Annotated in this window: 8 protein-coding genes and 1 CRISPR repeat array; of the genes, 6 read left to right on the forward strand and 2 right to left on the reverse strand. The window is 51.8% G+C overall.

Features of this window, described 5'->3' with window-relative positions:
* Positions 1-135: 135 nt before the first annotated feature.
* Positions 136-2,149: direct repeats of the CRISPR family, unit length 37 nt; unit sequence GTTTCAATCCCTAGAAGGGATTTTTGGGTTTTTCAAC.
* 350 nt (positions 2,150-2,499) lie between these two features.
* Both GEI7105_RS0122100 and GEI7105_RS0122105 read left to right on the forward strand, forming a co-directional pair.
* On the forward strand, positions 2,500-3,555 hold the full coding sequence (locus GEI7105_RS0122100; protein WP_017662587.1) for a mannose-1-phosphate guanylyltransferase: 1,056 nt from the start codon (positions 2,500-2,502) through the stop codon (positions 3,553-3,555).
* A 164-nt stretch (positions 3,556-3,719) separates the two neighbouring features.
* Positions 3,720-4,352: a vWA domain-containing protein gene (locus GEI7105_RS0122105; RefSeq protein WP_017662588.1), complete on the forward strand. Its 633-nt coding sequence runs from the start codon at positions 3,720-3,722 to the stop codon at positions 4,350-4,352.
* A gap of 78 nt (positions 4,353-4,430) precedes the next feature.
* Here GEI7105_RS0122105 and GEI7105_RS0122110 read toward each other — a convergent pair whose 3' ends face one another.
* Positions 4,431-6,476: a sensor histidine kinase gene (locus GEI7105_RS0122110; RefSeq protein ID WP_017662589.1), complete on the reverse strand. Its 2,046-nt coding sequence runs from the start codon at positions 6,474-6,476 to the stop codon at positions 4,431-4,433.
* A gap of 193 nt (positions 6,477-6,669) precedes the next feature.
* On the opposite strand from GEI7105_RS0122110, the gene panB reads away from it, so the two are divergent.
* The 4 genes from panB (at position 6,670) to GEI7105_RS0122140 (ending at position 11,648) form a co-directional block, all read left to right on the forward strand.
* Entirely contained in the window at positions 6,670-7,446 is a 777-nt protein-coding gene (gene panB, locus GEI7105_RS0122115) for a 3-methyl-2-oxobutanoate hydroxymethyltransferase (RefSeq protein WP_026097866.1), read from the forward strand.
* Positions 7,447-7,856: 410 nt separating this feature from the next.
* Positions 7,857-8,072 (forward strand): hypothetical protein, encoded by a 216-nt coding sequence (locus GEI7105_RS37740; protein ID WP_144053984.1) that lies wholly within the window; start codon positions 7,857-7,859, stop codon positions 8,070-8,072.
* A gap of 549 nt (positions 8,073-8,621) precedes the next feature.
* A complete protein-coding gene (locus GEI7105_RS0122135) occupies positions 8,622-10,769 on the forward strand; it encodes a serine/threonine-protein kinase (protein WP_083862490.1) in 2,148 nt (715 codons plus the stop codon).
* A 69-nt stretch (positions 10,770-10,838) separates the two neighbouring features.
* Positions 10,839-11,648, forward strand: coding sequence for an SPFH domain-containing protein (locus tag GEI7105_RS0122140; protein ID WP_017662595.1), 810 nt, complete (start codon positions 10,839-10,841; stop codon positions 11,646-11,648).
* Positions 11,649-11,725: 77 nt separating this feature from the next.
* On the opposite strand, the gene GEI7105_RS0122145 is transcribed toward GEI7105_RS0122140, so the two are convergent.
* Positions 11,726-12,085 carry a rhodanese-like domain-containing protein gene (locus tag GEI7105_RS0122145; protein ID WP_017662596.1) on the reverse strand — a complete coding sequence of 120 codons (360 nt, stop codon included), beginning with the start codon at positions 12,083-12,085 and terminating at the stop codon, positions 11,726-11,728.
* Positions 12,086-12,444: the final 359 nt, after the last annotated feature.

Genomic DNA, 12,444 nt, shown 5'->3' on the forward strand with positions numbered 1-12,444 from the left:
CTCCACCTTAAATCCTTGTCAGTCAAGGGTTTTGCTTTTATTTTACCTTTTTTACCGTTTAAGTCCCGCTAGAAGGGATTTTTGGGTTTTTCAACCTGAGATCGGGGCATCGCTGGCGGTCGGTTTTGGAACCTTGTTTCAATCCCTAGAAGGGATTTTTGGGTTTTTCAACTGCCACGAGGCGGGCGGCGATGTGTGATTTTCCGTTTCAATCCCTAGAAGGGATTTTTGGGTTTTTCAACCGTTGAGTGGCATCTCGTCAAGGCAGCTAACCCGGTTTCAATCCCTAGAAGGGATTTTTGGGTTTTTCAACGCATCGCGGCGGTCAATGCTATTAAAAATCTCAAAGTTTCAATCCCTAGAAGGGATTTTTGGGTTTTTCAACCGGATCGTGGTTCGCCAACCGATCGAGAATCTCGGTTTCAATCCCTAGAAGGGATTTTTGGGTTTTTCAACTGGGCGACAATCGTGCGGTTGATTCCATCGAGCCATTCGTTTCAATCCCTAGAAGGGATTTTTGGGTTTTTCAACGCTAGACATGGCGCGATCGCATTCTTACAACCCGGTTTCAATCCCTAGAAGGGATTTTTGGGTTTTTCAACTCTATTTGGGCGTCAGCGTCTGGCAATTTGTCAAAGTTTCAATCCCTAGAAGGGATTTTTGGGTTTTTCAACTTTTTCTGACGAGCCAACTTCCGTTGCAGTTGTCGATGTTTCAATCCCTAGAAGGGATTTTTGGGTTTTTCAACCGCTAGAAAGTCTTACAACCCTTACGTCGTCTGCGTTGTAAGTTTCAATCCCTAGAAGGGATTTTTGGGTTTTTCAACATTGCGATCAGCTCTTGTTGCATCGCCTCGCGGAACGTTTCAATCCCTAGAAGGGATTTTTGGGTTTTTCAACTCGAACGCTGCACCAGTATTGACGGCGGTGTCGATGTTTCAATCCCTAGAAGGGATTTTTGGGTTTTTCAACACTATCGGTCCGAGCCGTTCCGGGTTATCGAGAAGGTTTCAATCCCTAGAAGGGATTTTTGGGTTTTTCAACTTTCGGGTCATTAACTAGGGAGGTTTGGCAGATTTCTGAGTTTCAATCCCTAGAAGGGATTTTTGGGTTTTTCAACCTCAGCAAAATCTGCTTTATCATGTTCTGTTTTGGTTTCAATCCCTAGAAGGGATTTTTGGGTTTTTCAACTTTCCCCGTACATTGAGACTACCGATGCCGCGAAAACGACGTTTCAATCCCTAGAAGGGATTTTTGGGTTTTTCAACCGAGAATCTCGAGGCGATCGTCGCGGGATTAGGCGTAGTTTCAATCCCTAGAAGGGATTTTTGGGTTTTTCAACACATTTACTCGCTACAAATCATGTTCGCTACATTAATCGTTTCAATCCCTAGAAGGGATTTTTGGGTTTTTCAACTGTCCAAGAATCTAAGTCTTTTGAAATGTGTGTAGTTTCAATCCCTAGAAGGGATTTTTGGGTTTTTCAACCGTCGCAACCCTACTCAATGACCCGAAAATCTATCGTTTCAATCCCTAGAAGGGATTTTTGGGTTTTTCAACGTGGCAGGCGGCGACCGCCTCCAAGTAGAGATGATGTTTCAATCCCTAGAAGGGATTTTTGGGTTTTTCAACGTTCGGAGCGGAAGCGGCGAGGTCACCAGAGAATGGGTTTCAATCCCTAGAAGGGATTTTTGGGTTTTTCAACCTGCAAGTCACCCAGGAGCCGCGACATCGCAAACTGGTTTCAATCCCTAGAAGGGATTTTTGGGTTTTTCAACTGGGTGAATTCCGTCACTACGGCGTGATAATGGGCGCGTTTCAATCCCTAGAAGGGATTTTTGGGTTTTTCAACGCGGTTTGGAGAGTTTCGCGTCGTCGTGGACGACAAGTTTCAATCCCTAGAAGGGATTTTTGGGTTTTTCAACGGGATTGATGGCGTTGTCCCGTTGGGATTTATAGGGGTTTCAATCCCTAGAAGGGATTTTTGGGTTTTTCAACTCTCGGGATTAATTTTTAAGAGAGTATTTGTGAATTGTGTTGTTTCAATCCCTAGAAGGGATTTTTGGGTTTTTCAACAAAAAGCAGAATAAGCAAAATACCCCGAAACTACTGTGTTTCAATCCCTAGAAGGGATTTTTGGGTTTTTCAACGGCCTACCTCTGAAACCTTGATTCTATTTGGTTTTCAAGGTTCAGTTGCGCGGATCGCTGCCATCCTACCATGAAACTCGACAAAAATGCCATATTGCACTTCTTCCTAAATCTCTCAAACACATACCAGATAAGGCTTTCAAAGATTGCGCGAATCGCCTCCGACTCTTTAGAAGCTCAAACCTAGACGCTGTAAGCCTTTCACTTCTCTAACCGCACATCCTCTTCTCAAACACCTACCCATTCGCGCAAAAACGCTCTTCTCACTCCTCCTTACGGTATCTCGGGCGGGGCGATGCCAAAATGGGGGCAACGCAAACAACATTACCAGAAACACATCGAGGTTCACTATGGTCTTTATTCCCGTCATCCTCGCGGGGGGAAAAGGGGAACGCTTCTGGCCCCTCAGTCGTATTCGACGCCCCAAACAGTTCCTCTGCCTCGACGGAAGCGGAAACAGCCTCCTGCAAGCTACGGCCGATCGCCTGTTACCTCTAGCGGGAAACTGGGATAATCTCTGGGTCGTTACCGCCTCTCATTTGGTTGACGGGATTCGCGAACAACTCCCCCAACTCCCCGACGCCAACCTCTTGGTGGAACCGGAAGGCCGCGATACCGCTCCAGCCGTGGCCTGGACGACCCTCGAAATTTCCCGACGCTACGATAATGAGGCGGTGGTGGGCTTCTTCCCCGCCGATCACGCGATCGCCGATCGCCCTCGCTTTCAAACCACGCTCAAAGCCGCAATCGAACTGGCCGCCACTGAAGCCGCGATCGTGACCTTGGGCGTCAAACCCACTTATCCCGCCACGGGTTACGGCTACATCGAACAAGGTACGGCCTGCGGAGATGTGGGCGGACTCCCAGCTTACCGCGTCGCTCGCTTTACGGAAAAACCCGACGAAGCCACCGCCAAAGACTTTCTCGCGTCGGGACGCTTTAGCTGGAACAGCGGTATTTTCGTCTTCCGGGCTGGCGTCACCCTCTCGGAATTGAAAACCTACGCCCCCACCCTCATTTCTCGCCTGTCTCAAGAAGGGGTCGCTGCTTATCCGACGTTGGACAAAATCAGTATCGACTACGCGTTGATGGAAAAAACCGATCTGGCTTACGTTTTACCAGTGGATTTCGGTTGGGACGACCTAGGGGATTGGAACGCTCTCGAACGCCTCCACGATGGCGATCGCACTAATGTAGAACTCGCTCGCCACATCGGACGAGATACGACAGGAGCGATCGTCTACAGCAGCGACGACGACGAACTCATCGTGACCATCGGCTTAGAAGACGTGGTGGTGGTACGGGACGGAAAAGCCACTTTAATCGCTCGCAAGTCTCGTACTCAAGAGATTAAAACAGTTCTCAAACATCTTAAAGACGACCCCGACGGCCAACAGTTTCTTTAACACAGCGTTGGCGAAATCCCGATCGCGATCGTCTACACTGAAAGCATCTCTGGGTGTCTCTCAACCGTTCGGGTCTTCCCCATCGCTTCAGAACGTCGATCGCTCCCGATCGATCGGCGTTCTAAATTGTTTTCACTCGAATTCCGACTCTCCCCCCACCAACGATGGATATTTTGACAGATGGCGGCGATCTCCTCCAAGACCGCGATTACACGATCGCGATCGATCGCAGTGCGACGATGACACAAACCGACTCCAACAGCGGCCTGACGTTGCAAGCCATTTTGCAGGACGCCACGCTCGCCTTCGTGACCCAGTGCGAACAGTTCGACTTCGACGGGATTACCTTATATTTCTACAGCGACACGTTCGATCGCTTCGATCGCGTCACCTCCACCGAAGTCGCCAAACGCTTTCGCGACTATCCCCCCTCGGGTCGGTCTTATCTCGCCAAACCGCTACGGGACGCCATCGACCTCTACTTCAACCGCCGTCGCCTGGGACTGGCCAAACCCAACGGCGAAACTATTTTCGTCCTCACGGGAAGCATCCCCCAAGATATCGCCGAAGTCCGCAAAACCATCATCGCTGCCTCCAACCAAATTACCTCGGACGAAGAACTGGCCATCGAAATCGTGCAAATTGGAGACGATCCCCGCTTGCGGGAACTCCTGCTGAATCTCGACAACGATTTGCAAAAAATGGGGGCGGCGTTCGATATCTGCGATACCGTTACCCTCGACCAAATCGATCGCGAAACCCTCTCGGAAGTCTTAATCGCTGCGATCGTTGATTAACACTTAAAACTCGTTTGTCAAGCATTTTTTACAACTCGTAACATCAAACGACGATCGCCCCCGGCTCGATCTCGCTCCTCAGATCGACGCCCCGATAGGTAAGACAATTATCACTGTCGTTCCGCGATCGATCCCCTCACTTTCAACGGCGATCTGTCCCCGCATCAACTCCACCAAACTTTTAGCCACAGCTAACCCCAACCCCGGACCGCGACAGTGTTCGGGACAGCCTTCGAGCTTGGCAAAGGGTTGAAACAACTTCTCTTGTTGGTCGGGAGCGATGCCAATACCCGTGTCGGAAATCGAAATAATGGCTTCAGGAAGTTCGTGATAGCTGGTTTTGCCCATCGGGGCGGTAATCGCCGTCCGAACCACGATTTCACCGGATTCAGTAAACTGAATCGCGTTTTCTAAGACGATCGACAACACCTGTTCGAGCATTCGGCGATCGGCCCGGACGTACAGAGGCGGAGGAAAATCGTGACGGGACAGTTGCAGCGATTTCTCGTCGAGATCCGAGCGATGTTGGGTAATGATGCTGTCGAGACAAACCTGAATATCGACGGCCTCGAGGTTCGGCCTCAGTTGTCCCGAGTGAATCTTCGTCAGATCGGAAATTTCCTGCATTAACTCCAACAGGCGAGTTCCAGCACGCACGACGCGATCGAAACGCTGTAAGTCTTCAGGAGGATAGCGATCGCGGCGATCGAGCAAGGCTTTCGCATTGTCGATGGCTTTTTGAATGGTCGGTTGAAACTCTTCAGCTAAATTGAACAAATACAAATCCTTGAGGCGATCGGTTTCCCGCAGGGCTTTGTTTTCCGATTCCAACTCCGCCAAAGTCGTTTGAAGCTGTGCGGCGGTGCGGTTGAACGTTGTCAACAGGGTTTTGATTTCTCGAGTCCGCAGTAACAGTCCCCCCGATCGCACGTCTAAAAAAGACAGCGTTTTCCACTGACTCCCCAACTTCCGCAACCCTTCCGTCAACCGCTGCAAGGGACGCACGATGCCCTGAGATACCTGCCAACCGACAAAGGTGGCGACGGCCAATCCAAAGACGCACAGGAGGAGCGTGACGCGAGCAGTTCGGCGAACGGCACTGGTAAAGTCGGCTTGGGGAACGGTCACCACCACTAGCCAATCGAGACCGCTGGGATCGCGAAACGGTGAAACTTGCAAAAAATACTGATGGTTTTGCAACTGATACCGTAAAATCTGCGTTTCTTCAATTTGATTTAAGTTGTCAAAGTGGCGTATCAGATGGGTCGCAGCCGCTTGCACGGTACGATCGCGGCTTTCGGTAGCCCGAATCCCACCGAGGGGGCGATCGTCAGAACCAAGAAACGCGTCGGTTCCCGAGGTGGCCACCAACACCCCTTGGCGATCGATGGCGAAGGCTTGTCCGGCCCGGCCGATTTTCAACGTTCGCAAAAACTGAGCGATGCGAGACAAGCGCAAATCGACGCCCAACACGCCCAACAAGTCCCCGTCTTCGTCGTAGAGGGGATAGCTGGCCGATACCGCTGGGGTGTTTTGTCCTGGGGATCGAACCGATCCTTGCGTCCAGACGAACTCCCCCGCTTCGACAGCTTGGAGGTAACCTCGATCGCGGCGAGGGTCGTAGTCGTCGGTGATGTCGAGGACGGTGACGCGATCGCCAAAGCGGTTGAGTTGGTATTCGTACGCTCGAGTCGGATCGCGATCGAAATTCCGTTCGGTGAGGACGAGGCGACCGTCATTGCGGCGATAAATCCCCACGAACTCTCCATCGGAACTGGTGAAGTTGAGGTCGCTGACCTCGAACACCTGCATCTGTTGCCAGAAATACTCGGCGGTGTCGGCTAAATTCGTCGGATCGAGGGTTCCGGCTTCGATGGCGGCGGCGTTTAAGGCGGTTAGTTGGTTGGGGGTTTCGAGATAGTCTTCGAGGTGTTGGACGATGCGGCGGCTAACTTGGTCTTGCAGTTGGGTGCCGAGGTCGAGAATGGCCTGTTGTCCTTGTTGGTAGGACAGGTATCCGACTAGCCCCGTAAAGGCGACCAGTTGCAGGGCGAACGGAATGGCGATCGCCGTTCGCAGAGAAAATCGTTTGGAGAGTGCAGTGACGAGCGATCGGTGGAACACGGTCAGTCAGAGTGGGAGGTGCGATCGGGGGTATTCCGTGGTTCCGTTGCCTCGGTTCCCTCTAGGATCTAGGATATCGCGCCCTTGGAACGGACACTTTTCGCTAGACTGAAGTAACGAGCCGAGACCGGTACGATCGCGCTCGAGATCCCGATTTTGGGCAAGTTGTGAGACGAGTTTTGAGAGTTGAGATATGGCCGTAACACCCCGAACGCTGGTGCGTTGGAAACGCGAACATCGTTCGATCGTCACGTTGACTGCGTGGGATTATGCGATCGCGAAGGTTTTGGACGAAGCCGGTGTCGATGTGGTTCTGGTGGGGGATTCCCTGGCTCAAGTGGCGTTAGGGTACGAGACGACGTTACCCTTGACCCTTGAGGAAATGTTGCACCACGCTAAAGCCGTTCGTCGCGGGGTCAAGCAGGCGTTGATGGTCGTGGATTTACCGTTTTTGACCTATCAGGAAAGTCCCCAGCAAGCTTTACAGTCGGCCGGACGCATTTTGAAGGAAACGGGAGCGGCGGCGGTGAAACTCGAAGGCGGGTATCCGGCGATGGCGGAAACGGTGGCGGTCTTGGTGCAGGCGGGAATTCCGGTGATGGGTCACGTGGGACTGACGCCTCAGTCGGTGCATCAGTTGGGATATCGCAAGCAGGGGACGACTAACACTGAAGAATCTCGGCTGGTTTCCGAAGCATTGGCGTTAGAACGGGCGGGGATCTTCGCCCTCGTTCTCGAACATATCGATGGGGCGTTAGCGGAGAAAATTTCTCAGAAACTGACGGTACCGACCCTCGGTATCGGAGCGGGTTCGGGATGCGACGGACAGATTTTAGTGACGCACGACTTGCTCGGATGGTCCGATCGCCAACCGCCTTTTGCCAAGGTTTACGCGAATTTACGGGAGACGATTTCTGAGGCCGTTCGACAGTACGGCGACGACGTGCGATCGCGTCGGTTCCGAGTATAGCGACGCAATGGGGATCGCGGCAAACCTATCGATTTTCCGCTTCTTCGCTCCGTACTATCACGTACTTTTCTCCAATCGATCTCAATTTTGTAATGTCGATTACAACCCCGAGATCGTAGTTTTGGGGAGAAGTTTTTTTGTAAACTTTTGAATCGAAACCCTCCAGTAAACCGCGCGATCGAGCTATACTAATAACGTGAAATAGCGGGACGAGACCGATCGCAAACTTCGAGAACGTGGGATTAAAAACACCCATTCAATCGAATACAAAATCGTTTACAGACAAGATTATTCCGAAGCGATCGAACCGTTTTTTCAAGAATTTCGCGATCTAAAAAAAATAGCGATCGCCTCAGTTGTCCGAAGAACAACTGACAACTGAAACATTATTTTAGGGAGGAAAAAATATTATGGCTAGATCTGGTGTTGCAATCGAACGAGCGATCCCTCAATCGTGGACTGCCGACCGTGCCACCTCGACTTCCCTGCGAAATACCTCCTCGCACCGTCGATCGCGCCGACGGGTTGCCAGCGATCGCTTTGGCTTTGAATCCCACGACATTATTAATGACGACGGCGAGTCCGTCACAGTATTCCTCCCTCATCTCGGCGGTTCTCGTATCTAGGACAACACCCCAACCGAGATCGGTCTCCTGAGAAAACCCGAAACCCTACGTTTTGGGTTTTCCTGTTTCTGAGGTCGGGAAACCCGAGAGAGGAGAGTTCGTCAGGAAAACGGGAAGCAATCCGAATTTTTCCTCTCCCCTCGATACCGTCCTTGTCGCTTCCCTGGGGAAATCCCACCGCCTTCGGACAGCAGACAAGTACGATACACTGAAAGCAGCCAACAGAAATGAGGTTCAGTGAGGTAAATTAAAGTCAGGGTTAGCAAAGAGCCGACCCCAACCGTCGCACTGTCCACAGTCGAAAGTTCGCGTCATCGAGAGAGTTTCCCTCGCAACCGATGAACCCTGACGTGGGGAGTCGAAACGAAACCGAGAGCCGAGTCGTCTCCCAACCCACCTGTCGCGCCTCGACTGGCAAGCGAGCGTTCTCCAAGAGCCAAACTTCCCGAGACCGATTCAGGACACGCGCTCTCCGAACGAGTGTCGAACTGTCGAATTCGTCCAAGCCCACATATACCCCTAACCTTTGTGCCGGGTCAGCTGCTATCCGTGAGTTATTGCATTAACCCCCAATGCCCTAACCCTGCCGAACAGCCCAATCCGAAAGATCGCGTCTGTCCCCATTGTGGAGCGGACTTGGTGCTGCAAAATCGGTATCGGATTCTTGGGTTGCTCGGGAGTGGCGGTTTCGGCAAAACCTTTGAGGCAGCCGAAGGCAAAAAACTCAAAGTCATTAAAGTTCTCTACAAAAACCATCCCAAAGCGGTTTCGCTGTTTCAACAAGAAGCCAAAGTCCTCAGCCGCCTGAGTCATCCAGGCATTCCCAAAGTCGAGCCAGACGGGTATTTCGTCTACTGGCCGCCCAACAGCGAAGAACCGGTTCACTGCTTGGTGATGGAAAAAATCGAGGGGTTAAACCTCAGCGAATGGCTCGAAGAGCGTAAAAACCAACCGATCGATAAAAAAGTAGCGATCGCCTGGCTCGAGCAACTCGTCGAAATTTTAGAACAAGTCCACAAACAGCATTACTTCCACCGGGACATCAAACCCCATAACATTATGCGCCGTCCCGACGGACAACTCGTTCTCATCGATTTCGGAACGGCGCGAGAAGTGACGGGAACCTATCTCAACAAAGTTGGCGGCGGACAAAACGTCACGGAAATCATCTCGGCCGGTTACACCCCTCCCGAACAAATTAACGGAAAAGCCGTCCCTCAATCGGACTTTTACGCCCTCGGACGCACCTTCGTCTACTTGATGACCGGCAAAAAACCTACTGAATTTCCCGAACACCCTCGCACCGGGAAACTTCAATGGCGAGACGGTGCGCCTCAAATTCCCGACGCCCTGGCCGACATCATCGATTACATGATGGCGCCGTTTCCCGGCAACCGACCGCAACACGCCCAAATGATTTTGCGCTCGTTAGACGAGGCCAAACCTCAACTATCTGCCTCGAATACTGGCTTTAAGTGGCCGTTCAAACCCAACGATAGCGCTTCGAGTTCTCCAGCTCAAAAAACGCCACGGGCGTCGCGAGCGTTACCGACAGACTCGGGACTCTATCGCAGCGGTGCGCCGGATTTGCGATCGACCGGTTCGGGATTTCGCAGTACGGGGGGCGGACGCAGCACTCAATCACGCCTTCGCAAACGTCAGACCAGTTGGCGCGATCGCCTACACCTGTCTTGGCAGTCTGTCGCAGCCGGGGCGATCGCGATTCTGGCCGCGTCTCAACTTTACAGCTATTGGCGTTACGGACTGTTTCCGGCCAGCCCGTGGTTCCCCCTGTCTTCTCTCCCCAGCAGCGGCTTTTTCGACTTGTTGCTGGCCCGTAACGCCGGAGGACGAGTTTACAGCCTCGCCGTGTCGCCACAAAACAATATCGTCGCCAGCGGGAGTTTTCGCGATCTGGGCATTATCGCCCTCAAAAACGGCGTTCTACTGTACGAGCGATCGGTTCACGACGACTGGATTCGTGCCGTCGCTTTTACCCCCGACGGCAATACCATCGTCACAGCTAGCGACGATACCACCGTGCGCCTCTGGGACGCCCGTACGGGCATTCGTAAGTTAACGCTCGGCGGACACAGCAAAGCCGTCAACGATATCGCCATCTCCACCGACGGCCGCATTCTCGTCAGTGCCAGCGACGATCGCACGATTCGCGTGTGGGATTTACGCAGCGGGCGATCGCTCCACACCTTACAAGGTCATACAGCCGAAGTCACCAGCGTCGCGCTGTCTGCCGATGGTAATACCTTAGTGAGTGGGGGAGCGGATAAAACCTTGCGAGTCTGGAACGTGTCTCAAGGGGTTCAAATTCGCGCGCTGACCGGTCACGACGCGGGCGTGCGATCGGTTGCCTTGTCGCCGGACGGCACCACCATCGCCAGCAGTAGCTTCGACAATACCTTGCGTTTGTGGAACGTCTTCCCCGGAGCGGAAATCGATCGCCTCGAGAAAACGCAGGTCGATCTCAGTACCGCGATCTTTTCCCCAGACGGTCGGTATCTCGTCGGGGGAGGCGAAGCCATTTTTTTGTGGAACCTCGAAAGCGGAAAACGAGAGTATCGGTTGCACGGCCATCGCGGCGAAGTCAGTGCCTTAGCGTTTGCCTCGAACGGTCGCCAGTTAGTCAGCGGCGGATTAGATAAAACGATCAAACTGTGGGAGATGCCGGTGGCTCCCTGACAAGTTTCGCGATTTAATAGAGTCAAAGTTCGTTTTCGATCGAACGTAGTACTTGAGGAAATTTAGACGATGTATTCGTTTCTTGCCGCCATCGTTTTAGGGTTTGTCGGGTACACCGTCGGAGGCGTCAAAATTATCAATCAGGGCAATCAAGCACTCGTAGAACGGTTGGGAAAATACCACCGAACCCTCAACGCAGGGTTGAATTTGACTGCTCCGTTTTTCGATCGCATCGTGTGGGAAGATACGACCCGCGAACAGTTCATTCAAATCGAACCGCAACGGGCAATTACGAAAGATAACGTCTCGTTGGAAGTTCAAGCGGTGGTGTACTGGCGTATTCTAGATTTAGAACGGGCGTATTACGAAATCGAAGACGTTGCTGCTGCCATTCAGAACCGCGTCAGTACGATTTTAGGCTCGGAAATCGGTCAGCGAGAACTCGATCGCACGGTGACATCGCGAGGGGAAATCAACCAAGTGATGTTAGAAAAAATGGATGAAGAAACGGGAAATTGGGGCGTTAAAGTCACGCGAGTCGATGTTCAGAAAATCAATCCATCCAAAACGGTTCTCGAATCTATGGAAATCGAGCGAGCGGCGGAAATTAAAAAACGAGCGTCGATTTTAGAAGCCGAAGGAACGGCGGAATATATGAACCAAATCGCCAAAGCCTTGGAGTCAAAACGTAACGCTCGAGAAATTCTTCACTTTTTTATTACTCAACGCTACGTCGATTCGAGTTTTAAACTCAGCCAAAGTGAGAATTCTAAAGTGGTCTTTATGGATCCGAAAGCCCTCTCGGAAGCCCTCGAGCCAGTTTTGGGCGATCGGCTATCGGAAAATACTTCCTCAAACGGTTCGGAACCGGAGAATTGAGGTGAAGAGATGGGGAGATTTTGCCTCATTCCCGACAAATCTCTCGAGAGTTAGACGAACGCGATCGCCCCACTGCGTTAGGATTCAACGGGTGCGGCGATCGCTTTCCAGCCATTCAAGCCGCTTTTGAGTTCGGCGACGCGCTCGAATCCAGCTTCTCTAAGAGTCGTAGCGGCGAGGCGAGTTTCGTCGTCGTCGTTTCCGTAGACGTAAATGTCTCGCGTGGTCTCGAAGTTCGCTCGAGCTTCCGAGACGAGTTCGGACATCGGTAACGGAACTGCGCCGCGAATGCTTTCTTTGTTAAACGCCTCGCGATCGCGCACGTCGATGATAGTTAACGCGGGTTCGCCCCAGTTGAGTCGAGATTGGAGTTCGTCAGCAGTAGCTTGCGATTGAAAAGGAGGGGGGGTCGGAAGATTGGATTGAGTAAAAGCCATAATTTTGTCAAGTGTTTCAACATTACAGGAGTTACGAATCTACACCATTTGTAGAGTGGGCAATGCCCACCGACCTCTCCATTTAGTGTAATTTCGGTCGAACTGCGTAAGTCCTGCATTAATTAACACTTAACAAGGGGAACGGGGGGTTAGTATCCCTCTAAAGGTGGAGTTGGGAGCGATCGGGGAAGGCGAAGCAATATTTTTGCGGCTAAGCTTTAGACTGAAGTTCCCTCTTAAATAGGGTTTGCTGAAAAAGTTATCAAAAGCTGGGGGTGGAAAATGAACAAGAAGCCGTCTTGCTCAAGGTATAAATCTGAATTGACTTAACTCGTCCACTTTATAAGTTACAATAATAT

The sequence above is a fragment of the Baaleninema simplex PCC 7105 genome, from assembly GCF_000332355.1.
Taxonomy (GTDB): Bacteria; Cyanobacteriota; Cyanobacteriia; order Cyanobacteriales; family Geitlerinemataceae; genus Baaleninema; species Baaleninema simplex.

Bases quoted from the DNA above. Each gene is read 5' to 3' on its own strand.
- GEI7105_RS0122100 (WP_017662587.1), top strand. From the start codon at position 2,500: ATGGTCTTTATTCCCGTCATCCTCGCGGGGGGAAAAGGGGAACGCTTC.
- GEI7105_RS0122105 (WP_017662588.1), top strand. From the start codon at position 3,720: ATGGATATTTTGACAGATGGCGGCGATCTCCTCCAAGACCGCGATTAC.
- panB (WP_026097866.1), top strand. From the start codon at position 6,670: ATGGCCGTAACACCCCGAACGCTGGTGCGTTGGAAACGCGAACATCGT.
- GEI7105_RS37740 (WP_144053984.1), top strand. From the start codon at position 7,857: ATGGCTAGATCTGGTGTTGCAATCGAACGAGCGATCCCTCAATCGTGG.
- GEI7105_RS0122140 (WP_017662595.1), top strand. From the start codon at position 10,839: ATGTATTCGTTTCTTGCCGCCATCGTTTTAGGGTTTGTCGGGTACACC.
- GEI7105_RS0122145 (WP_017662596.1), bottom strand. From the start codon at position 12,085: ATGGCTTTTACTCAATCCAATCTTCCGACCCCCCCTCCTTTTCAATCG.